The following is a 25,067-nucleotide window of genomic DNA, read 5'->3' as shown; positions in this document are numbered from 1 at the left end:
ATGGAGTTCGGCTGGACCGCGGACCAGCGGCAGCGCTACGACCGGACGGTGGCCGACACGCGGGCGGCCTTCCCGGCCGCACCCGAGTACGTGTTCAGCCGCGAGAAGTGGGCCCTGCTGGGCAAGTTCGGCGTCCTCGGCGCCAGCGTGCCCGCGAAGCACGGCGGTGGCGGTCTGACCGCGCTCGACACCGCGCGGGTCTTCGAAGCCGCCGGGCGCGGCTGCCCGGACACGGGCCTCGTCTTCGGCGCGGCCGCGCACCTGTTCGCCTGCACGATGCCCATCGTCGACTTCGCCCCCGAGGGCCTGCGCGAGCGGCTCCTGCCCGGCCTCGCCGCCGGCGACCTGATCGCGGGCAATGCGATGACCGAGCCCGAAGCGGGGTCCGACGTCGGCGCGCTGCGGACCACGGCCACCCCGGTCGAGGGCGGGTTCGTGCTCGACGGCGTCAAGAGCTTCGTCAGCAACGGTCCCGTCGCCGACGTCCTCGTCACCTACGCGGTCACCGACCCGGCCGCCGGCCACTGGGGCATCACGGCGTTGGTGGTCGACGCCCGCTCGCCGGGGATCACCTTCGGCGAGCCGTTCGCCAAGCTCGGGATGGAAGGCTGCGTGGCCTCCGAGGTCACCTTCAGCGGCTGTTTTGTGCCCGCGGACGCCGTGCTCGGCCAACCGGGCCAGGGCTCGGCGATCTTCCAGCACTCGATGGGCTGGGAGCGGGCCTGCCTGTTCGCGCTGTACCTGGGCGTGCAGGACCGGCTGATCGAGCGCTGCCTGGCGCACGTGCGCGACCGCCGCCAGTTCGGCAAGCGGCTCGCGGAGTTCCAGTCGGTGTCCAACCGGATCGTGGAGATGAAGCTGCGGGCCGAAAGCGCCCGCCTGCTGCTGTACCGGGCCTGCTGGGCGCTGGACCAGGGCGAAGACGCGACGCTGTTCGCGGCGCTGTCCAAGCTCGCGGTGTCCGAGGGGACGGTGGCGAGCGCGACCGACGCCGTGCAGCTGTTCGGCAGCCGCGGCTACCTGCGCGAGCAGGGGATCGAAGCCGCGCTGCGGGACGCGATCGGCGGCACGATCTTCTCCGGCGCCTCCGACGTGCAACGGCAGCTGGTCGCGATGGAACTGGGGATGTGAACAGGGTGGAACTGCTGCACCAGCTGGTTCTTGACGCTGCCGAGCGCACGCCGGACGCCCCGGCGGTGCATTGCGGCGCCACGACCGTGACCTACCGCGAGCTCGACGAGCTGGCCGACCGCCAGGCCGCCGGGTTGTCCGCGGCCGGCGTCCGCCGCGGTGACCGGGTGCTGATCTGGGCGGAGAAGAGCGTCGAGGTGGTGGCGCTGATGCAGGCGTCGCTGCGGCTGGGCGCGGTCTACGTGCCGGTCGCGCCGTCGAACCCGGTCTCGCGGGTGCGGCTCATCGCCGAGGGCTGCACGCCCGCGCTGGTGGTCACCGGCGAGACGGCCGACTGGGGCCCGAACCCGCCGCCGCTGAGCTCGTTCGACGCACTGTCCGTTGTGGACCGGCCGAGCCCGCCGCTCGAGCACGTCGGGCCGGACGAGCCCGCGTACATCCTCTACACCTCCGGCTCGACGGGAGCGCCGAAGGGCGTCCTGATCAGCCACCGCAACGCGCTCGCGTTCGTCGGGTGGGCCGCGGCGGAGACCGGGCTGCACGCGGGCGACCGGCTGGCCAACCACGCGCCGTTCAACTTCGACCTGTCGGTGTTCGACCTCTACGGCGCGTTCTTCGCCGGGGCGTCGGTCGACCTGGCCGGCGCGGACCTGTCGTACTCGCCCGCCGAGCTGACGGAGTTCCTGCACGGGCGCGGGATCAGCGTCTGGTACTCGGTGCCGTCGGCTCTCCTGCTGATGATGCGCCACGGCGGCCTGCTCGCCCGGCCGGCGCCGGAGTCCCTGCGGGTCTGCGTGTTCGCCGGGGAGCCGTTCCCGATCGCCGGGGTGCAGACGCTGCGTCGCGCGTGGCCGGACGTCCGGCTGTTCAACTGGTACGGGCCGACCGAGACGAACGTCGTCACGAGCTACGAAGTGACGGCGGCAGATCTCGCGCGGACCGGTGGCCTGCCGATCGGGCGGGCGTGCTCGGGGGCGACGCTGACGCTGTCTCCCGAGGGCGAGATCGTCGTCGAGGGTCCGACGGTGATGCTGGGGTACTGGGGTGCGGCGCCGCAGCTGGGCGGCTACCACACCGGCGACGTGGGCCGGTACGACGAGGCGGGCGAGCTGGAGTACGCCGGCCGCCGCGACGCGATGGTCAAGCTCCGCGGCCACCGCATCGAGCTGGGCGAGATCGAGACGGCGCTGGCCCGCCACCCGGCGGTGGCCGAGGTGGCGGTGATCGTCGCGGGAGCGGGCATCGACGCCCGCCTGCGCGCGGTGATCGTCCCCCGCCCGGGCGAGCGCGTGACACTGCTGGGCATGAAGGCCCACTGCGCGGCCCACCTGCCGAAGTACATGATCGTGGACGAGGTGAGCGCGGTGGCGGAGCTGCCCCGCACGGCGAACGGCAAGACCGACCGCGCCGCACTGGCCGCCGCACACTGACGTTCCCGTCCCGACCGGGAAACGAGGAAGGGGCGGTCCCGACTCCGGGACCGCCCCTTTTCTCATGCCCTCAGGAGGCTCGTGCGATGACGTAGTGGGTCGGGAGGTTCAAGCCCGAGCCGTCCGCCAGGGTCTCCGTCGTGCGCAGCAGGAGCTCGCCGCCGTCGAGGATGGTGAAGCCGCCCACCTCGTACACCGTCTCCAGTTCCGCCTCGCCCGCCGCCGGCTGGAGGCCGATGCCGAAGTAGATCGACACGCGCTCCAGCTTGGGCAGGTCGTTCGCGGGGTCCGCGATCAGCTGCTGCATGTACGTGTAGCTCGCCGGCGTCAGCTCCTGGTTGAACACGCACCCGCGCGTCCCGGCCAGCGCGGCCAGGTTCCGCGCGCACGCCACCCGCTTCTCGACCGGCAGCTGGTGGATCACGCCGGACAGGTAGATGTTCACGTCGCCGTAGCGCGAATGGAACTCCGCCACGGCCGCGCCGTCGAGCACGTCGAGCAGCTCGTACGAGACGTTGTCCGCCGCGTTCTCCGCCCGCGCCCGGTTCAGCGCCGCTTCCGCGATGTCGACGCCGACGACCCGGTCGTACAGCCCGGCCAGGTACTTCGTCTGGGTGCCGTTGCCGCAGCCCAGGTCGACCAGCGGGAGCGCCGGGTCGAAGTGCGCCTTGAACAGCTCCGCGTGCGCGGCCGCTCCGTCGGCGGGCTCGCAGTCCCAGAACGCCGCGCCCACGCGGTCCGGGAGGTCCTTCCAGTAGGCCTCCCAGACCTGCCCGTCCTTGTTCGCCATCGTCGGCTTCTCCCGCCGGGTCAGTTCTTCGGCCACGGGATTTCCGGGGCCGCGTAGTACTTCACACCGAGCGCCTTCCAGCGCGGTCCCTGCGCCGCCAGCCGGGACGAGAACGACGTCCAGTCCTTGCTCGCCTGCGGCGACCAGCCGATCTCGGCGATGGCGGGCAGCCGGGGGAACGCCAAGAGACGCACGTCGTCGAGGCTGCGCACGGTGTCCGTCCACAAGGGAGCTTCGACGCCGTCGATGTTCGAGTTCAGCGCGCCGGGCACCACCGCGGTCGGGTCCCAGCCGTACGCGGCCTGGACGCTGATGTCGCCCGCCCACTCCAGGCCGAGGTCACCGGCGGGGACGTCGGGCGCGTACTTCATGTCCAGGTAGGTGTAGACGCACGGCGCCATGATCAGCTTCGCGCCCTTTTGGCTGGCTTCGCCTACCTCGTTCTGGGTGCCGTCGTAGATCCAGAACTCGCCGGTCGCGCCCTGCGGCGGGGTCGCGGTGAGCATCTCCGCCCAGCCCAGCAGCTTCTTGCCGTGCTTGGCCACCATCGGCGCGATCTTCGCCATGAACGCGGTGTACTGCGCGTCGTCGAGGTCCTGGATCTCGTCGCCGCCGACGTCGAGGTAGCCACCCGGGGTCAGCGCCGCGAGCTGGCCGAGCACGTCGCCGATGAACTTGTACGTGATCGGCTTGTCGACACACAGGTCCGACCGCGGCGCGGGGGTGAGCCCGGTGTAGACCGGCCCGGCGACCCCGTCGCAGTTGAGCTCGGCGTACGACGCCAGCGCCGCGCCGAAGTGCGACGGCATGTCGATCTCCGGCACGACCGTGATGTGCCGGCTCTGCGCGTAGGCGACGATGTCGCGGTACTGGGCCTGGGTGTAGAAACCGCCGGCCCCGCCGCCGGAGCCGGTGCTCGCGCCCTTGACGGTCAGGTTCGGCCAGCCGGTGATCTGCAGCCGCCAGCCCTGGTCGTCGGTGAGGTGCAGGTGCAGGTTGTTGACCTTGTACAGCGCGATGTCGTCGATGTACTTCTTCACGTCGGCCACCGGCAGGAAGTGCCGTGCCACGTCGAGCATCGCGCCGCGGTAGGGGTACCGCGGGTAGTCGAGGATGTGGCCGCCGGGCACCGTGAGCGTCCCGCTCAGCGACGCGGGCAGGAGCTGACGCAGCGTCTGCACGCCGTTGAACAGCCCGGCGGGCTTCGCGGCCCGGATGGTCACACCGGTCGCGGTGGAGTCGAGCTGGTACCCCTCGGCCCCGACACGCGGGTCGGCGCCGCCGAGCAGCAGCGAGATCCCGGGGAGCGCCTTCGGGACGCCGGGGAGCGCGGGTGCCGGGATCACGGGGACCCGGAACCGCGTCGCCGGGCGGAGCAGCCCGGCGAGGTAGTCGCCGACCTGGCGGGCGTCGGCGCCGCCGGAGGTGAACACCACCGTCGCCGGCCCGAGCAGGTACCGGACGGCCGGGTCCGGCGTCACCGACACCGGGGCGGGCACGATCTGCTGGAGGGTGGATGCGGCCGTAACCGGCTGCGGTGCGGCGCCGGCGGGCACCCCGGGGGCGAGCAGGCCGAGGAGGGAGAGGAGCAGCACCCCACGCCTGGCAGTTCGAGCGGTCATGAGCCGTCCATTGCGGATAGTGGAAAGAGAGTGGCCTCTACCTCTTAACGGCCTGGTGGGGCGCGAGTCCACCCGATCGGCCGACGTCTGGGGAGACTGCTAAGCCCCGCTACTCCGGACGCCGGAACAACTAAGGTTGTGAGCCGACAACCTTCCGTCACCGACTGTCAACCTTTGGCCGTTTTTCGCGGGTGTCCGAGCGGCCAAGATCGGGTAAGCACGCACTGCCAGGCGCGTCCGCCAGGGGGAAATCCGGCCGGACGCGGGGACCCCGGCCCGTACCGCCGACCGACACAGAAACGGGTGACCGACATGACCGAGACGCCGACCGCCGTCCACTACCGCGCCTACCTGCTCGCCTACGACCTGGAGAAGGAAGACCTCTACGACCGCACCCGCACGGCGTTCCTGACCCGCGCCGGCGTGCTGACCGAGCTGGCGTTGCGCGGCAACATCGCCGACGACGACGGCGACGCCGTGCTGGTCAAGTCGGATCCGACGGGCGACCCGGTGCTCGACCGGCTGCTGGCGCAGATCGGCAACGAGAAGCGCAGCTGGAAGTCGTGGCTGCGGCACGACTACAAGGAGACCCTCGAGGCGATCGAGGAGCAGCTCGTGGAGCAGAAGCTGCTCACGGTCGAGGAGAAGAAGGTCATGGGCGTTGTGCCGAAGACCCACGTGACCGTCACCGACCCGGCGCTGGCCAAGGCGCTGCAGGAGCACGCCGTCGAGGTGCTGCACGGGTCTACCCCGGCTTCGCAGGTCGGTGCGGATGACGCCGCGCTCGTTGCGCTGGCTGCCGCTGGGACGGTGCCGAGTGTTGTCACGCGCAAGGAGAGCAAGGGTGAGTACAAGGAGCGCATCGAGGAGCTGACCGACCGGGTTGGTGAGGTTGCTCCTGGGTTGGAGAAGGCGCTGCGCGGTATTCGGCTGACGATGATCGCTGCTCAGGGTGGGTTGGGGTTCAGCGGCTGACCGGCACCCCGAAGCTCCATTGTGACTACGGCCGGCGGTACCGCGTCAAGGCGGGAAAGATGCCTTGACCCGGTGCCGCCGGCCGTGTTTGGGCTTCGGATCGGGGTGCAGGGGGGAGTCTGGGGCCTCGTTCGTCGGTTGCCTGACGGAAGGGCCCGGTGGCCTTGCGGCCACCGGGCCCTTCCGCTTCTTCACCCCTGGGAGGGGTCATCCGAGGGCCGGCATCACCTTGTCCGCGAACAGGTTCAACGTGCGGGACATTGTTTCGTACGACTGGCCGCCGAAGTCGAGGTTCCACAAGATCACGTCCGGGCCCAGTACGTCGCGGACCTCTTCGATGCGGCCCAGTACCGTTTCCGGTGAGCCGACGACCGCCTTGGACTCCAGTCCGTCGGTTTCCAGGTCGAAGCTCGCCATCTGGCGGGCCATTGCCGTGTAGCCCTCGTATGCCGGGGATTCCACGTTGTGCCAGGACAGGATCGCCTCCTTGAAGGCGTTGAACGACTTCACCATGAACGGCACCGCCAGGTCGCGCGCCTCTTCGTCGGTGTCGGCGATCAGCAGGGGGATGCTCACCGCGAACTTCGGCTTGCGGCCGGAATCTCCGTGGTTCTCGAGGAACGAACTGCGGTACAGCTCGACGTACTCGCGCTTGCGGGCCATCTCGTTGAGCTGGGTCGAGCTGATCAGCAGGTTGAAGCCCTTGCGGCCGGTCCAGTCGAAGCTGGCCGGGGTTGCCAGCGCGGCCACCCACACCGGTGGGCCGTCCTCCTGGACCGGGGCCGGCAGCGAGTTCGCGTTCTCGTATTCGAAGAACGGCGTCTTCTCGGTGACGTCCTTTTCGTTCCACAGCCGCACGACCGCTTCGATCGTGGCGAGGAACCGTTCGCGGCTGGTGTCCATGTCGACGCCGAACGCCTCGAACTCGTACGGCAGGAACGCCCGCGCGAAACCGACGTCCAGGCGGCCGCCGCTCATCACGTCGACCTGTGCCGCGTGCGCCGCGATCTGGATCGGGTGGTGGAACGAGGCCTGGATGCCGCCGGTCATCAGGCGGATGGACTCGGTGCGCGCGGCCACGGCCGACAGGAACGCCAGCGGGCTGGGGGAATATCCGCCGTAGGAGCGCAGGTAGTGCTCGGTCATCTTGACGTAGTTCAGGCCGAGCTGATCGGCGAGCACACTGACCCGCAGCACATCCTGGAAGTACTGCGAGGCGGTCGTGGTCTCCGGGTCGCAGTCCGGCAACAGCGAGACGCCATACTCCACGTTCTGATACCTCCGGCGAATAGGGTGGCGAGCCTGGATGGGCCGGCTGCCACCTTTTTCCACCCGCCGCGCCCGCGACAGCCGCCCTAGCAGGCGAACCCTGGGGGAACTCTTAAGGAGTCCCGCGCCCGGAGCTGAGGTTTTGCCTAGAGACCCCATGCTAGCCCGGCTTCGCCCCCAAGAGCGTGCGTAGCGTCGCGGCAGCCGTGTCGGACACGTTAGGGGAATTCGGTGACTCTGGGATATCTCTTCGGCGCGAACATCTCCGATCCCGACCCCGAACACGGCGCGCACCTCTACGAGGCGTACCCGGCCATGCGCCGCTCCTACGAGCAGGTGCGCGACTGGACCGGCATCGAACCGCGCGCCCTGCTGCGCGGCGAGTTCGAGCCCCGCAGCGACCACGACCGCTTCAGCCTCGCCGGCATCCGGCTGGCCGCGCTGGCGTTCGGCATCCACGACGTGCTCGCCGAGTCCGACATCCACCCGGCCGTCGCCGGCGGCATCAGCCTCGGCGGCCTGATCGCGAGCTCCGTCGCGGGCGCCGTGGACCGCCGCACGCTGTTCGACCTGCTGGTCCGCGAGGCCAAGACGCCGCTGCCCGTCCCCGCCCCGCCGGCGCAGGGCGCGGCCATCGCCTTCCTCCCGGTCACCGAGGACCCGACGTTCTACTACGGCGACCGGCGCCCCGGCGTGTACCTCGGCGGCGACTTCGGCGTCCTCTCCAACGGCACCGCGCGGCTGCTCATGCTCAGCGGCACCGCCGAGGCCCTCGACAAGCTCGTCGCGCAGAGCCCGCCCGGCATGATCAGCGTCATCGACGGCCAGCCGTTCGCCGTCCACTCCCCGCTGCGCCAGTACGCGACCGACTTCATGGCCCCGACGGTGGAAGCCATGACCGTCGCCGACCCGCGGATCCCGGTGTGCTCGTTCCTCGAAGAACGCGCGCTGACGACGGCCGACGACGTCCGCGATCTGTTCCGGCGCAACAAGACCACCACGATGAGCCTGCCGCACGTCTGCGCCGGCATGAAGGACCAAGGCGTCCGGCTCGCCTTCGTGCTCGGCCCCACGCTGCCCGCCGGCGTCCTCGACTTCCCGTTCCCCGTCGTGCGCATCACCGAGCCGCACCACGTCACCGAAGCCATGACCGCGATCTACGACTACGCGGTCGACCTCGTCGCCCCCAGCGCGTGAAGCAAGGAGAGACCGTGAGCACCCGCACGCACGAACGTGCCAGCCTGACCGACCACTGGTTGTCCCTCGACCTCGACGCGTGGACGCGGCACGTGGTGCGACGGCACTTCAACCCCGAACTCGGCAGCCCCTACTGGCTCAAGCGCGCGACCGAGCTGTCGTTCGACCCGATGGACATCACGCGCTATGACCAGCTCGCCGAGTTCGGCCCGTTCCCACCCGGCGACCTGCGCGGCCTGGACCCCGGCGACCTCGTCCCGCGCACCGTGCCGCGCCCGCTGATCGGGCGCGTCTGGGAGTCCGGCGGCACCACCGGCGACCCCGTGCGCGTGTTCTACACCGAAGACATGATGACCCACCGCGTCGAATGGCGACGCTGGTCGTACCTCTTCGACGGGTACAAAGCGGGCCGCACCTGGCTGCAGGCGACGCCGAGCGGCCCGCACCAGATCGGCAACGGCGCGATCGAGCTCTCCGAGCAGCTCGCCGGGCTCGTCTACGGCATCGACATGGACCCGCGGTGGATCAAGCAGCTCATCCGCGCCGGCAAGATGAAGGAGCTGGGGGAGTACACCGAGCACGTCCTCGGCCAGATCGTCGACTGCCTGCGCTCCCAGCACGTCCACTACCTCAACACCACGCCCGCGCTGCTGCAGAAGCTGATCGCGCGCCACCCGGACCTGGTCGCCGCGCTCGACGGCGTCCGCCTCGGCGGCACCCACATGAGCCCGCAGATGTACCAGGACTTCGTCAAGGCCCTCGACGGCGGGCTCGTGCGCTCGGGCTACGGCAACACCTTCGGCAACGCGGTCAGCCTGCACCCGGAGGACGGCGGCGCGATCCTGCCCTACGCGCCGACGTACCCGCAGGTGACGATGTCCGTGGTGGATCCGGAAGACTTCCGCCGGACTGTCGACAAAGGACAGTCGGGCCAGCTGAAGCTGACCGTCCTGCACGAGGACCTGTTCCTGCCCAACCTGATGGAGCGCGACGAGGCGACCCGCTACGACACCAAGGGCGAATGGCCGGTCGACGGCGTCTACAACGTCCGCCCGCTGCAGGTGAGCCAGGCCGCGCCGGAAGGGCTCTACTGATGGCCCCGCCGACGGTGGTCGTCGTCGGCGCCGGGGTCATCGGCGCCTCGGTGGCCTACCACCTCGCCCGGCGCGGTGCCCGCGTGCACTGCGTCGACCGCGCGGACCGGCCCGCCTCGGGCACCACGGAGATCGGGTTCGCCACCGCGACGGCGTACCGGCGCTTCCCGAAGTCGTACTTCGAGCTCAACCAGGCCGGCATCGCCGAGCACGCGGCGCTGGCCGGCGAGTTCGCACCCGCGCCGTGGTGGCACCGCACCGGGACGGTGGCCTGGACCGACGACGAGTCGTTCGCCGGCTACCTCGCCCAGCTCGACGAGTGGGGCTGCCCGGTCGACCGGCACGCGGGTGCGGAAGCGGCCGGCGCCCTCGGTTCGTCGGTCGTCTTCCCCTCGACGGGCACGGTCGCCGTCCTCCCGGCCGAAGGCTGGATCGACGCGGTCGCGTTCACCCGGCACCTGCTGGACGAGGCGGTCTCCCTCGGCGCCACGCTGGAGCTGAACGCCGAGGTGACGTCGGTGTCGGGCGGCGTCGGGCTCGCGGACGGCCGCCGGATCGAGGCCGACGCCGTGGTCAACGCCGCCGGCTCGGCCGCGGACGAGATCGGCGCGCTGGCCGGCGCCCGCCCGTTCCTCGGTGAACCCCGGCGCAGCCTGATCGCGCACCTGCTGGTCGACGGCGACCCGCTCGACTTCATCCTGCGCGCACCCGAGGTCAGCATCCGCCCGGACGGGCCCGGCCGCGTCGTCCTGCGCTCGGACCGCGTCGACCGAGGCCTGCCCCCGCGCTCGGGCGAGCCCGAACCCGAGTACGTCAAAGACCTCCTGGACCGGGCGGCGAAGGTGGTCCCGCTGCTGGGCACCGCGACCGTGCGGACGGCCGAGGTGGTGGACGCGCGGTGCGCCCGTGACGAACTCCCGAGCGTCGGCCCGCTGTCGGCCGTCCCGGGGTACTACGAGGCCGTCGCGAGCGCCGGGGTCACCCTCGGGCCGCTGTTCGGCCGCGCGCTCGCCGGTCGCATCGTCGACGGCGTGGGCGACGAGCTCGTCGACGTCTTCACGCCGGACCGCTTCGGGAGAAGCTAGAAAGTTCCCCAAAAAATCCGCCGCATAATGATCTCGCACCGGGAAACCGGTCGCGAAGGGGTGTAGCTCTCAATTGGCCAGAGCAGCGGTTTCCAACACCGACGGTTGCAGGTTCGAGTCCTGCCGCCCCTGCCACGAACACCAGTGCCACCGGTTCCGGCCGGTCCCGCCGAACCGTTGGGAGTGACCGAGGTGACCATCTGGACCGAGCTGCTCGGCAGCCGGACCCACGTGCTCGGCGACCGCTACCCCAGCCGCGTCATCGAGGCCGGCGACGGTGAGGCGCTCGTGCTGCTGCACGGCGTCGGCGGGCACGCCGAGGCGTACGCGCGCAACGTGAACCGGCTGGGCGGGCACTACCGCACGATGGCGGTGGACCTGCTGTGGCACGGTTTCTCGGCCAAGCCGGAGTTCACCCACGACGCCGTCGGCACCTACGTCGAGCAGGTGCTCGACCTGCTGGACTCCCAGGGCATCGAGCGCGCGCACATCGAAGGCGAGTCGCTCGGCGGCTGGGTCGCGCTGACCCTGGCGCTGGAGCACCCCGACCGTGTCGGGAAGCTGGTCCTGAACACCACCGCGGGCATCAAGTGGGCGCCGGGTTCGGTCAACGAGCGGCCCGCCGAAGGGCGTGAGGCCCTGCGCGCGCGTTCGCTGGCCGCCATCGAAAACCCGACCCCGGAGACCATCCGCACCCGGCTCGAGTGGTTGATGGCCACCCCCGACCGGGTCACCGACGAGCTGGTCGAGGTCCGCCGCCGGATCTACGCCGAGCCCGCGACCAACGCCGCGCTGCGCACGGTGTTCGAGAACTCCTTCGGGTTCGGCTCCGGGCCGAACCGGAAGATCTCCGAGGACCGGCTGACGACGGTGAGCGTGCCGACGCTGGTGCTGTGGTCGGACCACAACCCCGGCAGCGGGCCCGACGTGGGCCGCCGGATCGCGAAACTCATCCCGGGCGCGGCCTTCCACAGCGTCGCCGACGCCGCGCACTGGCCGCAGTGGGAGCAGCCCGAGGAGCACGACCGCGTGGTCCTCGACTTCCTGGGCCGTGCGGAGTGACCAGCAGGAGGACGAACCCCATGCGCATCCGCAGTCTCGCCTACGTCGGACTGTCCACAAGGGAGCTTCCGGCCTGGGAGACGTTCGCCGCGGACGTCCTGGGCCTGCCCGGCCAGTGGATCGACGACGGGCGCCTGCTGCTGCGCATGGACGAGCGGGCCTACCGCTTCGACGTGCGCCACGGCGAGAGCGAAGCGCTGTCCTGGCTGGGCTGGGAACTGGCGAGCGCCGCCGACCTCGCCGCGCTCGAACACGAGCTGGCCGCGGCCGGCGTCGCGGTGACCCAGGCGACCGCCGCCGAGTGCGCCGACCGCCGCGTCGCGGGCATGGCCTGGCTGGAAGACCCGTCCGGGCTGCGCCACGAGCTGTTCTACGGGCAGGAGGCCGACTTCCGGCCGCTGCGCCTGACCCGCACGCTGACCGGCTACCGGACCGGCGAGCACGGGATGGGCCACGCCGTCGTCGGCGTCACGAACTACGCCGAGACGCTGGCGTTCCTGGTGGACACGCTCGGCTTCGGCGTCAGCGACACGTTCAAGGGCTTCATCGCGTTCCTGCACTGCAACCCGCGCCACCACTCCATCGCGCTGGTGGACACCGACGAGCCCGGCCTGCGGCACATCATGCTGGAGACGACGACGCTCGACGACGTCGGCTCGACCATCGATGTTGCCTACGACCGCCGCATCGTCACGCGCACGCTGGGCCGCCACACCAACGACCGGGCCGTGTCGTTCTACCTCGAGACGCCTTCGGGCTGGGAGATCGAGTACGGCTGGGACGGCCTGGACGTGGACACCGCCGACTGGTCGACGCGGCAGCTGGCCGGGCCGACCAGCCTGTGGGGGCACCACCACGTGTCCGGCACCGAGATCAAGACCTCATGACCCCCGACCCGATCGACCCGGACATCACGCAGCTGTCCGGCTGGCAGCGGGAATGGGTCAAGGCCGCCCGCGCCTCGGTCGACGACGAAGAGCTGGCGCTGCTGTGCCAGGCGGCCACCGACATCCCCAGCCCGACCGGCTGCGAGCGGGAGCTGGCCGAGTACTTCCGCGACGTGATGACCTCGGCCGGGATCGACAGCCGCGTGCAGGCGATCGACGAACGCCAGGCCAACCTCGTCACCCGCGTCGGCACCGGCCGCACGGGTGCGCAGCTGCTCGTGCTGGCGCCGCTCGACACCGCGTTCGCGCCGGGCCGGGAGGACGCACCGTGGCTCGGGGAACGGCCCCGCGACGACTTCACGCTGCCCGCGCAGCGCTACGGCGACAAGGTCGTCGGGCTCGGCGCGGAGAACCCCAAGGCGTTCGCCAGCTGCGCGCTGGCCGCCGCGCTCGCCGTGCACCGCTCCGGCGTGCCGCTGGACGGCCAGCTGGTGGTCGCGCTGGTCGGCGGCAGCATGCCCGTGCTGGCGGGGGAGCTGTCCTCGCGGCGCAACTCCGGCATGGGCGTCGGCACCCAGTTCCTGATGGACCACGGCCAGTGCTCCTCGGACCTCGCGATCGTGCTCAAGCCGGGCTACTCGGTGGTGCACGAAGAGGTCGGGTTCGCGATCTTCCGCGTCGTCGTGCGCGGTTCGGTCGGCTACACCGGCAGCCGGCACAAGGGCAGCTACAACAACGCGATCGTCGCCGCCGCCCGGATGGTCGGGCGGCTGGAGAGCTGGTTCGCCGAGTACACCGCGCGCAACTCCTCGGGCCAGGTGGCGCCGCAGGGCGCCGTCACCGCGATCCGGGCCGGCGATGGAACCAAGCCGGCGTTCAACCCGGCGACCTGCGAGTTCTGGGTCGACCTGCGGGTCAACCCGCGCACCACGGTCAACGCCGTGGCCGGCCAGTTCGAGGCGATCGTCGCCGAGCTGCGGGCGTCGGAGCCCGCCGTCGGGATCGAGGTCGAGCTGGTGGCCGGCCAGGCGGGGTCGGCCACGCCCGCCGACAGCCCGGTCGTCACCCGGCTGGTCCGGGCCTGGGAAGAGGTCGAAGGCCGCCCGCACGTGCCGGGCAAGCCGGGCAGCGGGCTGTCCGACGGCGGCGTGCTGCGCCGCCACGGCATCCCGACCGCGCGGATCGGCCTGCCGATGGCGGCCGTACCCGGGCCGTTCGAAGGGTTTTCGATGGGCGTCGCGGACCTGCCCGCCATGCGGCGGCTCGTCGACCTGCTGGTCGGCGTCGTGGTGGACGTGACGACGCGGCAGCGCGCCGAACTGTGTGAGCCTCCCGCGAGCAGTCGAGGAGACAACTGATGACCGACACCGTCGATGACAACTGGGGCTCCGCCCCAGGTCGGGGGCTCCGCCACCCGAACCCCCGAAAGACGGTGGACGAACAGGTCCGCCCGGCGCGCCGGCAGGCGACCGTCGGTGGCCCCGGCCGCCGGGACTGGTCGACCTGGCCGCGCTACGAAGCCGCGGCGCTCGGCTTCCGCGAGTACTGGTACCCGGTGGCGTGGTCGCGCAAGATCGGCAAGAAGCCGCACGCGGTCCGGGTGCTCGGCGAGAAGATCATGCTGATCCGCGACGGCGGCGAGGTCCGCGCGCTGCACGACCGGTGCCCGCACCGCGGGGTCCCGCTGAGCCACAAGATGTCGTCGCAGGAGTTCCCCGGCACGTGGAGCTGCTGCTACCACGGCTGGACGTTCGACCTGGAGACCGGCGTGCTGGTCGCGGCGATCACCGACGGCCCCGAGTCGCCGATCTGCGGCAAGGTCACCGTGCGCACCTACCCGGTCGAGGAGGCCCGCGGCCTGGTCTGGGTGTGGCTCGGCGACGGCCCGGCCCGCCCGTTCGAAGAGGACGTCCCGGAGGAGCTGCTCGACCCGGACGCGGTCGTCGTCGGCCGCATCACCGTGCGCGAGGGCAACTGGCGCTTCGGCGCGGAGAACGGCTTCGACGACGGTCACGCGAAATGGCTGCACCGCAACGCCTTGTGGACCAAGCGCGTCAAGATGCCGGTGTGGAGCGAGATGAAGGTGATCCGCGACGGGCCGTGGATCACCCGCCGCAAGGACAAGATGCACTACAGCGCCTCGTTCCCCGGCCTCGGCGACTTCCCCAAGAAGAAGTGGTACCGGCGGCGCGAGGGCAACAAGACGAAGGTGTCGCTGCGGCTGCCGGGCACGCTGCGGGTGAAGTACGCGGAGTGGTCGCACTTCGAGTGGTGGGTCGCCGCGACGGCGGAGGACCACACGTACGTCCAGCTCGCCGTGATGAACCAGGGCAAGTGGCGCAACCGCAAGTTCTGGCTCTACTACTGGACGTGGGCCCGCTGGGTGTTCCACGGCATGTTCAACGACGAGGACCGGCTGATGGTGGAGGTCACCGACGCCCCGCCGGAGCGCCTGTACCGCCCCGACGTCTCGCTGACCGAGTGGCGGCGGATGGTCGAGGAGGAGGCCCGGCGCAGCCCGGTGGAGGAAGTCAAGGAACGTCAGGCCGAGAAGAGGCGGGCGAAGCATGACTGAGCCTTTCCGTTTGGTGATCGGGATGTCCGGCTCCAGCGGGGCGATCTACGGCATCCGCCTGCTGGAGATCCTCAAGGGCATGCCCGAGGTCGAGACGCACCTGGTGGTCACGCCGGCGGCGCGGCAGACGATCGCCTTCGAGACGGACTGGAAGCCCGGCGACGTCGAAGCCCTCGCGGACCGCACGTACCGGCCCGGTGACATCGCGGCGCCGATCTCGAGCGGGTCGTTCCCGATCGACGCGATGATCGTGCTGCCGTGCTCGGTCCGAAGCCTCGGGGCGATCGCGTGGTCGCAGAACGACAGTCTTCTGGTGCGGGCGGCCGATGTGACGTTGAAGGAGCGGCGCAAGCTCGTGGTCGCGTTGCGCGAGACGCCGTTGCACCTCGGGCATCTGCGCGCGATGACGCAGGTGACGGAGATGGGCGGGATCATCGCGCCGCTGATGCCGGCGTTCTACGGGCGCCCGAAGTCGCTCGGCGACCTGGTGGACCACCAGGTCGGCCGGCTGTGCGACCTGCTGGGGATCAAGCCGCCGGACGAGCTGGTCGAACGCTGGCACGGCCCGTCGACCCACTGACCTACTGAGAAGGCCCCCTCCGCCGGAGGGGGCCTTCTTCGTGGGTGGTGGAAGATCGCCCCCACCGGCGGTGGACCGGTGAGGGCGACCTTCAGTCCAAGTAGGACGCCAGTGCGTCCCCGTCTTCCAGCAGTGCGCGGTGGTCCACTCGCGCGACGACATCGGGCGGGACCCGGCACGAGGGCGGGAACACCGCCGGCGGCACGGGTTTCGTGCAGTCGAAGATCAGCTTGGTCTCCATCGGGCCCTTCTCCTCCCGGTTGTGCCCGTAGGTCACCGGGTTGAGCTGGCCGCCGAGGAAGCCGGGCATGATCGTCAGGTCGCGGTCGGCCTGGAAGCGCGTCGCCAGGCACCACAGCGTCTCGACTTCGTTGAAGACGTCGACGTCGTCGTCGACCACGAACACGTGCTTCAGCAACGGGTCCACCGCCAGCGCCGCGCACGCCGCGAGCTTCGGCTCGCCTTCCACGCGCTTGCTCATCGACAGGTACAGGTGCGACCGCGCCATGCCCGACAACGGCAGGTGCACGCCGGTCACCGTCGGCACGGCTTCTTTGACCCGGCGGTAGATGCTGCCCATCCGGGGGAGCCCGCCGAGCATGCTGTGCTCGGTGTGCGCGTTGAAGACGTCGACGAAGATGGGCTTGCGGCGCATGGTGATCGCGGTGATCTTGACGTACGGCTGCGGCCCGGTGCGGGTGTAGAACCGCGGGTACTCGCCGAACGGGCCTTCGACGGCCGTCGCGTCCGGGTCGGTGTCGATCACGCCTTCGATGACGATCTCCGCGCGAGCCGGCACCTCGAGGTCGACCGTCTTGCAGGGCACCATTTCGAGGGGCTCGCCCAGCAGGCCGCCGACGACGTCGAGCTCGCCGCCGATACCCTCCAGCTTGGACACCGCGCCCATCAGCAGGGCCGGGTGGTGGCCGATGACGAGCGCGACCTCCATCGGCTTCTTCTGCTCGCGCAGCTTGCGCAGCACGTAAGCGGTGTGGTGGGCCGGGTTGACCTGGATGCCGACCTGGGCGCGGCCCTGCTGCTGGTGGCGGAAGATGCCGGCGTTGATCTTGCCGCTGTCCGGGTCGCGGCAGATGGTCACGGCCGAGGTGATGTACTTGCCCGCGTCCAGTTCCTGGTGCTTGAGCAGGGGCAGCAGGCCGACGTCGATGTCGTCGCCGGTGAGCACGACTTCCTGTACGGGCGCGGTGTCCACGGTGACCGGCTTGATCCCGGACCCCTCGCGCAACGCGTACTCCGGGACCATCGAGTGGACGTCGGAGCCGATGCTGCGCGCGAGCCGCTCGTAGGTGCCGTGCAGGTTGATGAGCAACGGGATCTCGGAACCGCCGACGTTTTCGCACAGCACCGCCGGGAAGCCGGGGTAGGCGGGGTCGTCCTCCATGCGGTCGACGAGCGCGGTGACCTCGAACTCGGGGTCGACCGGCTTGCGCACGACCTTGATCTGGTCCGGGTCCAGCTCGGCCAGGAATGTCCGCAGATCCTTCGCCATCAAACGCCTTCCGTTCGCACCGTGGCTCGCGAACCGAGTATCGGCCCCGGTCACGGACTCGGCGGGGCGCGACCGGCAAGAACTAGGGAAATGCTCCGTCCTCGTCCCGCGGTGGCGCTCGGCAGGGGTTGCCGGGTGCTAAATGGATTCGTCCACGAAGCCGCGCGTCGTCGTACGTCAGGAGAACGACATGACCGTCACCGCAGCGCCGCCCCGCGAAGCCGCGGCGGCCGAACTGGCCCGGTCCTGGGCCGAGGACCCCCGGTGGCGCGGAGTCCGCCGGGACTACTCCGCCGAGGACGTCCTGCGGCTGCGCGGCAGCGTGACCGAGGAGCACACGCTCGCCCGGCTGGGCGCGGAGCGGCTCTGGAACCTCCTGCACACCGAGGACTACGTCCACTCGCTGGGCGCGCTGACCGGCAACCAGGCCGTGCAGCAGGTGCGGGCCGGCCTCAAGGCCATCTACCTCTCCGGCTGGCAGGTCGCCGCCGACGCGAACCTCTCCGGCCACACCTACCCGGACCAGAGCCTCTACCCGGCCAACTCCGTCCCTCAGGTCGTGCGCCGGATCAACAACGCGCTGCTGCGCGCCGACCAGATCAGCTGGGCCGAGGACGAAAAGGACGCCCCGCACTGGCTGGCGCCGATCGTCGCGGACGCCGAAGCCGGCTTCGGCGGCGTGCTCAACGCCTTCGAGCTGATGAAGGGCATGATCGCCGGCGGCGCCGCCGGCGTGCACTGGGAAGACCAGCTGGCCGCGGAGAAGAAGTGCGGCCACCTCGGCGGCAAGGTGCTCATCCCGACCTCCCAGCACGTCCGCACGCTGCAGGCCGCGCGCCTGGCCGCCGACGTCTGCGACGTCCCGAGCCTCGTCATCGCCCGCACCGACGCGCAGGCCGCGAACCTCATCACCAGCGACGTCGACGACCGCGACAAGCCGTTCCTGACCGGCGAGCGCACCCCCGAGGGCTACCACCGCGTCCGCGGCGGCATCGAGCCCTGCGTCGCCCGCGGCCTCGCCTACGCGCCCTACGCCGACCTGCTGTGGATGGAGACGTCCAAGCCGGACCTCGAGGTCGCGCGCCGGTTCGCCGAGGCGATCAAGGCCGAGTACCCCGACCAGCTGCTGGCCTACAACTGCTCGCCGTCGTTCAACTGGAAGCAGCACCTCGACGACGCGACGATCGCGAAGTTCCAGCGCGAGCTGGGGCACATGGGCTACAAGTTCCAGTTCATCACCCTCGCCGGGTTCCACTCGCTGAACCACTCGATGTTCGCGCTGGCGAGCGGCTACGCCGACGAAGGCATGACGGCCTACGTCGAGCTCCAGGAGCGCGAGTTCGCCGCCGAGGCCGCCGGCTACACCGCGACGCGGCACCAGCGCGAGGTCGGCACCGGCTACTTCGACCTGGTGAGCACGGTGGTCAACCCGTCCAGCAACACCGTCGCGCTGATGGACTCCACGGAGAAGTCCCAATTCTACTGAGCGTTTCCCAAGACGGTTCCGTGTTAGAAACCAAGCCGACGACACAAAAAACCATTCAGGACGGTCGCTCATGCGCATGCCCGAAAACCTCGAAGACATGGTGTACGGAGTTTATGGGACCACTGAAATCGCGGTGAAGCCCTGCCCGTTCACGCAGGCCGAGATCGATGAGCTCGAGACCACCAACGAAATGCTCATCTACGTGCCCCAGGAGATCTCCGAGGCGCAGATGATCGAGACCGGCAAGCTGAACACGAACTTCCGCTGGGAAGTCGAGCAGAACATGATCAAGAGCCCGATGACCGACGAGTCGCACTGGCTCGTCTGCTCGGCCTCGCCGATCCCCGAGATGCTCGGCCAGAGCACCCAGGCCATCTCCCGCGTCTACGACGAAGAGGGTCTCGACGGCATGGACTTCCGCCGTTACCTCGCGTTCGTGCTCACCTACCGCCACCTCACCAACGAGTACCCCGACTTCCGGCAGTGGTGCCTGCTCGTCGGCGGCCACTACGACCGCAGCGGCATTTCGCTGGTCGGCTTCGACAAGCACGGCAACTTCGGGCACCACGGCTGGATGAAGAACTTCAAGGCCAAGATGTCCGGCGGCCGGTACGTCGCCTTCGCCCCGCGCAAGCACATCAACGCCGAGACCGAGCGGCTCGAGCGTCCCCGCCGTGGCGCGCGCAACAAGGCCACGCACGACGCCGGAACCGACTGACCTTTCCCGAATTCCAGCACATCCGTGCGTGGAGCTGTGCCGTCACTGGAGGAAGAACATGGCAGACGACGAGCGCGTGGACATCACGCGGAAGCTCGTTGAGTTCGTCGAGAAGCACCTGTTGGACGGCAAGGACGTGGGGGAACTGACCACGACCACGCCGTTGCTGGACTGGGGCCTGCTCAACTCGATCGAAACCACCCGGCTGGTCGCCTACCTCCGCGAGGAGTTCTCCGTGCGGGTTCCCCCCACGGAGATGGTGGCCCGTCACTTCAAGGACATCGAAAGCATCGCCGACCTGGTGACCTCGCTGCGTGCCCCGGTCGCCTGACCCCTGTCTCGGATCTTGAACGGAGAACCTGTGTCTTACGACTACGATGTCGGCATCATCGGCGGTGGCCCGGCCGGTTCCACGGCGGCGTCCTACCTGGCGAAGGCCGGCCTTTCGGTGGTGGTCTTCGAGGGCGAAACGTTCCCTCGCGAGCACGTCGGCGAGTCCCTCGTCCCCGCGGTCATCCCCGTGATGCACGACATCGGGGTCATCGGCAAGGTCGAGGCGGCCGGCTTCCCCCGCAAGTACGGCGCCGCGTGGACGTCTTCGGACACGCGTCCGACCAGCACGCTGGACTTCGACGCCGGTTCGCACGGACTCGGCGTCGCGGAAATCGCCTACGAGGAGCGTGACCAGGACGGCGTCGACCGCGTCTACGCCTGGCACGTCGACCGCGGCCAGTTCGACTCGCTGCTGCTCAAGCACTCCGAAGAGCTCGGCGCCAAGGTCTACCAGGGCGTCCGCGTCAACCGCGTCGACTTCACCGACCGCGACCGCCCGGTGCTGCAGGCCAAGATCGGCGAGCAGCCCCTCGAAGTCGCCGTCCGCGTCGTGCTCGACGCCTCCGGCCGCCAGACCCTGCTGGGTCAGCAGCTCAAGGTCAAGGTGCCGGACAAGGTCTTCAACCAGTACGCGGTGCACACGTGGTTCGAGGGCCTGGACCGCGCGTCGCTGGCGCGGCGTCCCGAGGACGCCGACTACATCCACGTGCACTTCCTGCCGCAGGAGAACACCTGGGTCTGGCAGATCCCGATCACCGAGACCATCACCTCGATCGGCGTCGTCACCCAGAAGGAGAAGTTCAAGGAGCACAAGGACGACCTCGAGGGCTTCTTCTGGAACTCCGTCGGCACCCGGCCGGAGATGCTGGACGCGCTGAAGAACGCCAAGCGCGTGCGGAAGTTCAAGACCGAGGGCGACTACAGCTACGGCATGAAGCAGATCGCCGGCGACGCGCTGGTGCTCATCGGTGACGCCGCCCGCTTCGTCGACCCGATCTTCTCCAGCGGGGTCAGCGTCGCGATGAACAGCGCGCGTCTCGCGGCCAAGGACGTCATCGCCGCGCACAAGGCGGGCGACTTCCGCCGGGAGCGGTTCGACAACTACGTCAACACCCTCCGCAAGGGCGTCAACATCTGGTACGACTTCATCTCGATGTACTACCGGCTGAACGTGCTGTTCACCGCGTTCATCGATGACGACCGGTACCGCAAGGACGTCATCCAGATGCTCCAGGGCGACGTCTACGACGCCGAGGAGCCGGCGGCCCTGACCGCGATGAAGGAGTACGTCGCCGCCGTCGAGGCCGACCCCACGCACCTGTGGCACGGGCACCTCGGCAGCCTCAAGGCCTCTTCTTCGGCACTGGCCCTGTTCTAGGCAGTACCTCCCGGTCGTGAGTGGGAAACAGGGTTAGAACACTGTTTCCCACTCACGACCGGCTGCGTCCGATCGGAGAGACCCGTCATGTCATCGCTCGACGAGCGCACCACCGAGTCACCCGCGCCCGAGGCCACCCCGAAGGGCCGGACGTGGATCTCCTACCTGGCCATGGTGGTCCTCCCGGTCGCGGCCGCGTTCTTCCTGCTGCGCACCGGGGGCGGTGACGGCCACGCGCCGACCGGGCACACCGGCGGCGCGGCCGACCCGGTCGCCAAGCTGCTGTTCGCGCTGCCGGTGATCTTCCTGGCCTGCCGGCTGCTTTCCGCGCTCGCGAAGCGGCTGGCGCAGCCGACGGTGATCGGCGAGATCTTCGCCGGGATCCTGCTCGGGCCGTCGTTCCTCGGCTGGGTGTGGCCCGCGGCCTACCACTGGATCTTCCCCGACTTCCTGGCCTCGACGATCAACACGTTCGCCCAGATCGGCCTGGTCATCTTCATGTTCCTGGTCGGCTACGAGCTGGACGTCGAGCTGGTCCGCCGCCGCAGCAAGGCAGCGGTGCTGGTGAGCCACGTCAGCGTCGCGATCCCGTTCCTGTCCGGGGTGGTGCTCGCGTTCGTCCTCCACCCGACGCTCGGCGCCGGCGTCGCGCGGCTGCCGTTCGCCCTGTTCCTCGCGATTTCGATGAGCATCACGGCGTTCCCGGTGCTGGCGCGGATCATCACCGACCGCAAGATGACGAAGCTGCCGATCGCCGCGCTGGCGCTGAGCTGCGCCGCCGTCGACGACATCACCGCGTGGTGCCTGCTGGCGCTCGTCGTCGCCATCGCGAGCGCGACCTCGATGGCCGCCACCCTGGTGACCGTGGGGCTCACGATCGCGTTCTTCGCGCTCATGCTGTTCGTCGTGCGCCCGTTGCTGCGCCGGCTGTTCGCGCCCACCGAGCAGGGCCAGAAGGCGCTGCCGACGACGGCGGTGGTGTCCGTGCTGCTGGCCGGGCTGCTGCTGTCCGCGCTGGCCACCAACGCGATCGGCATCCACCCGATCTTCGGCGCGTTCCTCTTCGGCGCCGTGACGCCGCGCGGTTCGCTGCCGATCCGCCAGGCCACCGACCAGATGCACGCGCTGACCGTCACGCTGCTGCTGCCGCTGTTCTTCGTCTACACGGGACTCCGCACGAAGTTCGACCTGATCGGCACCGACCCGGCGCTGTGGCTCTGGTGCCTGCTGATCGTCGTCGTGGCGATGCTGGGCAAGTGGGGCGGCAGCCTGGCCGCCGCGCGGTTGTCCGGCATCGGCAGGCGGGACGCGTGGTCGCTGGGCGCGTTGATGAACTGCCGGGGGCTCACCGAGCTGGCGGTGCTGAACATCGGCCTCGACCTCAAGGTGATCAGCCCGACGATGTTCGCGATGCTGGTGGTCATGACGCTGGTGACCACCGTGGCCACCTCGCCCGCGCTGACGCTGATCGAGCGGTACAAGCGCCGGCCCGCGGAACCGTTGCCGGCCGCGTAGGAGCCGGTCATGCCCGACATCACCTTCCTGCCCTATCCCGCCTACGGCCACATGACGCCGGCGCTGCCGGTGGTCGCCGAGCTCGTGCGCCGCGGCCACCAGGTCACCTGCTTCACCTCCGGCGAGTTCGCCGACCGGGTCGCCGCGACCGGCGCCCGCGCCGCGGACTACGGCTGCGACCTGTCCACCGCGCAGCCGGACATCACGAACGCCGAGGAGGCCGCCCGGGCGCCGTTGCACCTGCTCGAGCAGAGCATGGCCGTGCTGCCCGGCGTGGAACGCCTGCCCGCGCCGGATCTGCTCGTCTACGACACGACGCTGTGGGCGCCGGGCCGGCTGCTGGCCCGGAAGCGGAAGGTGCCCGCCGTGCAGCTTTCGGCGACGGTGGCGTCGAACGAGCACTTCTCGTTGACGAAGGAGAACCAGACCTACGGCGAGGCGGTCGACCCGGCCCACCCGGCGATCGCCCGGTTCGTCACGAGGCTGGGCGAGCACCTGGCCGCCCACGGCCTCGCGGACCTGACGCTGGAGGAGTTCTTCACCGGCGGCGACGAGTTCACGCTGGTGTTCCTGCCGCGGGCGTTCCAGCCGGCGGGCGAGACCTTCGACGAGCGGTTCGCCTTCGTGGGACCGTCGGCCGGGCCGGCCGCGGCGTCGTGGCGGCCGCCCGCCGACGGCCGGCCGGTCGTGCTGATCACCCTGGGCACGACCGTCAACGACCGGCCGGAGTTCTTCCGCACCTGCGCCGAGGCGTTCGCGGACGTGCCGTGGCAGGTGGTGCTCACCCTCGGCAAGCGCGTGGACCCGGCGACGCTGGGACCGCTTCCGTCCAATGTGGAGGTCCATCGCTGGGTCGCGCACGGCGACGTCCTGCCGCACTGCTCGGTGTTCCTGTGCCAGGGCGGGATGGGCAGCCTGATGGAGGCGCTGTCCTTCGGCGTCCCGGTGATCGCCGTGCCGCACCACCCCGAGCAGCACATCAACGCGCGGCAGATCCGGCGGCTCGGCCTGGGTGCGTCGCTGGACAAGGAGACCGTGACCGCCGAGCTGATCCGGGACACCGTGCTCGCCGTCGACCGCGACGATGCCGTGCGCCGGCGCGTCGGGCTCATGCGGCGCGAGGTGCACGCCGCGGGCGGGGCCGCCCGCGCCGCCGACGAGATCGAGGCCAGGGTCGCCGCCGCGCACCCGGCCGGAGGGAGCCGGAAGTGACCGAGCCGTCGCCGTTGCCCGTCAAGCGGAGCTGCCCGTTCGACCCGCCCGACGAGTACCGGGCCCGGCCGGGGATCAGCCCGCTGGCGTTCGACGTCAGTCCCGGCCCGGCCACCGGCTGGCTGGTGACGAAGCTGTCCGACGTCCGCGCGGTGCTGGCCGACGCCCGGTTCAGCCACCGCAACGACCTCGTCGCGCTCGCCGTGCCCCCGCCGTTCCCGATGGACACCTACGAGCCCGAGCCGGCCGCGCCCGGCGCGTTCCCGAAGATGGACGGCGCCGACCACGCGCGCTACCGGAAGCTGATCGCGAAGTACTTCACCGTGCGACGCACCCGGGAACTGGTGCCGGCCGCGGAGCGGATCGCCGGCGAGCTGCTGGACGCGATGGCGGCGCGGGGCACGGAAGCCGAGCTGGTCACCGCCTACGCCGAGCCGCTGGCCACCCGGCTGATGTGCGAACTCGTCGGCGTCCCGGAGGCGGACCGCGAGGAACTGCTGCACCACCTCAACGTCGTGGCCCGGATGCGGTACTCGCTGGAAGAGCTGATCGCCGCCATCACCGTCGTCGGCGGCACGCTGGAACGGCTCGTCGACGCGGCGTTCGAGAACCCGGGCGAGGACATGCTCGGCGAGCTGGCCCGCACCGGCGAGCTCGACCGGCCGGAGCTGGTGAACCTGGCCTGGGCGCTCGTCGGCGGCGGGTTCGACACGACGACGAACATGCTGGCGCTGGGCACCTTCGCGCTGTTCGAGCACCGCGACCAGCTCGAGCGGCTGCGGGCCGAGCCCGCGTTGTGGCCCAACGCCGTCGAAGAACTGCTGCGCTACCTGACGGTCTCGCACCTCGGCGCGAGCCGGGCGGCGCTGGAAGACGTCGAGCTGGGGGAGCAGGTGATCCGCGCGGGCGAGACGGTGGTCGTCGCGCTCCCGGCGGCCAACCGCGACCCCGAGCGTTTCCCGGACCCGGACCGGCTCGACATCGGCCGGGTCACCCAGGGCCACGTCGCGTTCGGCCACGGCGTGCACCAGTGCATCGGCCAGCACTTGGCCCGGTTCACCATGCAGGTGGGGTTCAAGGCGCTCTTCACGCGCTTCCCGGCACTGCGGCTGGCCGTGCCGCAGGAGCAGGTCCCGCTGCGCGACGACATGCTGCACTACGGGGTGCACGCCCTTCCCGTCAGCTGGACCTCCTGAGTCCTCTAGGCACCGCACTAGA

22 protein-coding genes and 1 tRNA gene are annotated in these 25,067 nt (G+C 70.3%); 19 read left to right on the top strand and 4 right to left on the bottom strand.

Translation table 11 applies throughout. The annotated features are described in order from the left end of the window. Positions 1-1,131, top strand: coding sequence for an acyl-CoA dehydrogenase family protein (locus tag ACZ7OU_RS40485; RefSeq protein WP_470259333.1), 1,131 nt, complete (start codon positions 1-3; stop codon positions 1,129-1,131). After that, positions 1,128-2,561 (top strand): AMP-binding protein, encoded by a 1,434-nt coding sequence (locus tag ACZ7OU_RS40480; RefSeq protein ID WP_470259332.1) that lies wholly within the window; start codon positions 1,128-1,130, stop codon positions 2,559-2,561. The genes ACZ7OU_RS40485 and ACZ7OU_RS40480 overlap by 4 nt, the downstream gene beginning before the upstream one ends. A 70-nt stretch (positions 2,562-2,631) precedes the next feature. Here the strand turns inward: ACZ7OU_RS40480 and ACZ7OU_RS40475 are convergent, their stop codons facing one another. Both ACZ7OU_RS40475 and ACZ7OU_RS40470 read right to left on the bottom strand, forming a co-directional pair. After that, positions 2,632-3,387, bottom strand: coding sequence for a class I SAM-dependent methyltransferase (locus ACZ7OU_RS40475; protein ID WP_470259331.1), 756 nt, complete (start codon positions 3,385-3,387; stop codon positions 2,632-2,634). Continuing rightward, a complete protein-coding gene (locus ACZ7OU_RS40470; protein ID WP_470259330.1) occupies positions 3,372-4,973 on the bottom strand; it encodes a beta-N-acetylhexosaminidase in 1,602 nt (533 codons plus the stop codon). Before ACZ7OU_RS40470 ends, ACZ7OU_RS40475 begins: the two co-directional genes overlap by 16 nt. Positions 4,974-5,285: 312 nt before the next feature. Between ACZ7OU_RS40470 and ACZ7OU_RS40465 the strand changes: the two genes are divergently transcribed. After that, the gene (locus ACZ7OU_RS40465) at positions 5,286-5,948 is read left to right on the top strand and encodes a GOLPH3/VPS74 family protein (RefSeq protein WP_470259329.1); all 663 of its coding nucleotides are present in this window, start codon (positions 5,286-5,288) and stop codon (positions 5,946-5,948) included. Positions 5,949-6,155: 207 nt separating this feature from the next. Here ACZ7OU_RS40465 and ACZ7OU_RS40460 read toward each other — a convergent pair whose 3' ends face one another. Continuing rightward, positions 6,156-7,217: an LLM class flavin-dependent oxidoreductase gene (locus tag ACZ7OU_RS40460; protein ID WP_470246064.1), complete on the bottom strand. Its 1,062-nt coding sequence runs from the start codon at positions 7,215-7,217 to the stop codon at positions 6,156-6,158. Between the two features lie 231 nt (positions 7,218-7,448). On the opposite strand from ACZ7OU_RS40460, the gene ACZ7OU_RS40455 reads away from it, so the two are divergent. The 9 genes from ACZ7OU_RS40455 to ACZ7OU_RS40415 all read left to right on the top strand — a co-directional run bounded on the left by ACZ7OU_RS40455 (position 7,449) and on the right by ACZ7OU_RS40415 (position 15,697). Further along, positions 7,449-8,414, top strand: a complete 966-nt coding sequence (locus ACZ7OU_RS40455; protein WP_470259328.1) for a hypothetical protein — start codon at positions 7,449-7,451, stop codon at positions 8,412-8,414. Positions 8,415-8,428: 14 nt separating this feature from the next. Next, on the top strand, positions 8,429-9,508 hold the full coding sequence (locus ACZ7OU_RS40450; protein ID WP_470259327.1) for a hypothetical protein: 1,080 nt from the start codon (positions 8,429-8,431) through the stop codon (positions 9,506-9,508). Further along, a complete protein-coding gene (locus ACZ7OU_RS40445) occupies positions 9,508-10,593 on the top strand; it encodes an NAD(P)/FAD-dependent oxidoreductase (RefSeq protein ID WP_470259326.1) in 1,086 nt (361 codons plus the stop codon). The genes ACZ7OU_RS40450 and ACZ7OU_RS40445 overlap by 1 nt, the downstream gene beginning before the upstream one ends. Before the next feature lie 56 nt (positions 10,594-10,649). Beyond that, positions 10,650-10,728, top strand: a tRNA-Trp gene (locus ACZ7OU_RS40440). Positions 10,729-10,785: 57 nt separating this feature from the next. Further along, positions 10,786-11,655: an alpha/beta fold hydrolase gene (locus ACZ7OU_RS40435; RefSeq protein WP_470259325.1), complete on the top strand. Its 870-nt coding sequence runs from the start codon at positions 10,786-10,788 to the stop codon at positions 11,653-11,655. Between the two features lie 20 nt (positions 11,656-11,675). Further along, entirely contained in the window at positions 11,676-12,542 is an 867-nt protein-coding gene (locus ACZ7OU_RS40430; protein ID WP_470259324.1) for a VOC family protein, read from the top strand. Continuing rightward, positions 12,539-13,900, top strand: coding sequence for a M20 family metallopeptidase (locus ACZ7OU_RS40425; RefSeq protein WP_470246070.1), 1,362 nt, complete (start codon positions 12,539-12,541; stop codon positions 13,898-13,900). The genes ACZ7OU_RS40430 and ACZ7OU_RS40425 overlap by 4 nt, the downstream gene beginning before the upstream one ends. Beyond that, positions 13,900-15,117 carry a Rieske 2Fe-2S domain-containing protein gene (locus ACZ7OU_RS40420; RefSeq protein ID WP_470259323.1) on the top strand — a complete coding sequence of 406 codons (1,218 nt, stop codon included), beginning with the start codon at positions 13,900-13,902 and terminating at the stop codon, positions 15,115-15,117. The genes ACZ7OU_RS40425 and ACZ7OU_RS40420 overlap by 1 nt, the downstream gene beginning before the upstream one ends. Then, entirely contained in the window at positions 15,110-15,697 is a 588-nt protein-coding gene (locus tag ACZ7OU_RS40415) for a UbiX family flavin prenyltransferase (protein WP_470259322.1), read from the top strand. The genes ACZ7OU_RS40420 and ACZ7OU_RS40415 overlap by 8 nt, the downstream gene beginning before the upstream one ends. A gap of 91 nt (positions 15,698-15,788) precedes the next feature. On the opposite strand, the gene ACZ7OU_RS40410 is transcribed toward ACZ7OU_RS40415, so the two are convergent. Then, the gene (locus ACZ7OU_RS40410; RefSeq protein WP_470259321.1) at positions 15,789-17,207 is read right to left on the bottom strand and encodes a UbiD family decarboxylase; all 1,419 of its coding nucleotides are present in this window, start codon (positions 17,205-17,207) and stop codon (positions 15,789-15,791) included. Positions 17,208-17,397: 190 nt separating this feature from the next. On the opposite strand from ACZ7OU_RS40410, the gene aceA reads away from it, so the two are divergent. From aceA to ACZ7OU_RS40375, 7 genes are all read left to right on the top strand, one after another. Then, a complete protein-coding gene (gene aceA, locus ACZ7OU_RS40405) occupies positions 17,398-18,693 on the top strand; it encodes an isocitrate lyase (protein ID WP_470246074.1) in 1,296 nt (431 codons plus the stop codon). Between the two features lie 70 nt (positions 18,694-18,763). After that, entirely contained in the window at positions 18,764-19,411 is a 648-nt protein-coding gene (locus tag ACZ7OU_RS40400; RefSeq protein ID WP_470246075.1) for a hypothetical protein, read from the top strand. Between the two features lie 58 nt (positions 19,412-19,469). Next, positions 19,470-19,742 (top strand): acyl carrier protein, encoded by a 273-nt coding sequence (locus ACZ7OU_RS40395; RefSeq protein ID WP_155545874.1) that lies wholly within the window; start codon positions 19,470-19,472, stop codon positions 19,740-19,742. A gap of 30 nt (positions 19,743-19,772) precedes the next feature. Next, positions 19,773-21,122 (top strand): NAD(P)/FAD-dependent oxidoreductase, encoded by a 1,350-nt coding sequence (locus ACZ7OU_RS40390; protein ID WP_470259320.1) that lies wholly within the window; start codon positions 19,773-19,775, stop codon positions 21,120-21,122. A gap of 87 nt (positions 21,123-21,209) precedes the next feature. After that, complete coding sequence (locus ACZ7OU_RS40385; protein WP_470259319.1) at positions 21,210-22,637, top strand: cation:proton antiporter domain-containing protein; 1,428 nt, start codon at positions 21,210-21,212, stop codon at positions 22,635-22,637. 9 nt (positions 22,638-22,646) lie between these two features. Continuing rightward, a complete protein-coding gene (locus ACZ7OU_RS40380) occupies positions 22,647-23,849 on the top strand; it encodes a macrolide family glycosyltransferase (protein ID WP_470259318.1) in 1,203 nt (400 codons plus the stop codon). Continuing rightward, on the top strand, positions 23,846-25,045 hold the full coding sequence (locus ACZ7OU_RS40375; protein WP_470259317.1) for a cytochrome P450: 1,200 nt from the start codon (positions 23,846-23,848) through the stop codon (positions 25,043-25,045). The genes ACZ7OU_RS40380 and ACZ7OU_RS40375 overlap by 4 nt, the downstream gene beginning before the upstream one ends. The last annotated feature ends 22 nt before the right edge of the window (positions 25,046-25,067 follow it).

The organism is Amycolatopsis sp. NPDC114505, assembly GCF_055633615.1.
Note: the sequence above shows the minus strand (reverse complement) of the source record. Positions and strands in the feature narration are given on the sequence as shown.

Bases quoted from the DNA above. Each gene is read 5' to 3' on its own strand.
- ACZ7OU_RS40485 (WP_470259333.1), top strand. From the start codon at position 1: ATGGAGTTCGGCTGGACCGCGGACCAGCGGCAGCGCTACGACCGGACG.
- ACZ7OU_RS40470 (WP_470259330.1), bottom strand. From the start codon at position 4,973: ATGACCGCTCGAACTGCCAGGCGTGGGGTGCTGCTCCTCTCCCTCCTC.
- ACZ7OU_RS40465 (WP_470259329.1), top strand. From the start codon at position 5,286: ATGACCGAGACGCCGACCGCCGTCCACTACCGCGCCTACCTGCTCGCC.
- ACZ7OU_RS40445 (WP_470259326.1), top strand. From the start codon at position 9,508: ATGGCCCCGCCGACGGTGGTCGTCGTCGGCGCCGGGGTCATCGGCGCC.
- ACZ7OU_RS40430 (WP_470259324.1), top strand. From the start codon at position 11,676: ATGCGCATCCGCAGTCTCGCCTACGTCGGACTGTCCACAAGGGAGCTT.
- ACZ7OU_RS40425 (WP_470246070.1), top strand. From the start codon at position 12,539: ATGACCCCCGACCCGATCGACCCGGACATCACGCAGCTGTCCGGCTGG.
- ACZ7OU_RS40420 (WP_470259323.1), top strand. From the start codon at position 13,900: ATGACCGACACCGTCGATGACAACTGGGGCTCCGCCCCAGGTCGGGGG.
- ACZ7OU_RS40415 (WP_470259322.1), top strand. From the start codon at position 15,110: ATGACTGAGCCTTTCCGTTTGGTGATCGGGATGTCCGGCTCCAGCGGG.
- ACZ7OU_RS40410 (WP_470259321.1), bottom strand. From the start codon at position 17,207: ATGGCGAAGGATCTGCGGACATTCCTGGCCGAGCTGGACCCGGACCAG.
- aceA (WP_470246074.1), top strand. From the start codon at position 17,398: ATGACCGTCACCGCAGCGCCGCCCCGCGAAGCCGCGGCGGCCGAACTG.
- ACZ7OU_RS40400 (WP_470246075.1), top strand. From the start codon at position 18,764: ATGCGCATGCCCGAAAACCTCGAAGACATGGTGTACGGAGTTTATGGG.
- ACZ7OU_RS40395 (WP_155545874.1), top strand. From the start codon at position 19,470: ATGGCAGACGACGAGCGCGTGGACATCACGCGGAAGCTCGTTGAGTTC.
- ACZ7OU_RS40385 (WP_470259319.1), top strand. From the start codon at position 21,210: ATGTCATCGCTCGACGAGCGCACCACCGAGTCACCCGCGCCCGAGGCC.
- ACZ7OU_RS40380 (WP_470259318.1), top strand. From the start codon at position 22,647: ATGCCCGACATCACCTTCCTGCCCTATCCCGCCTACGGCCACATGACG.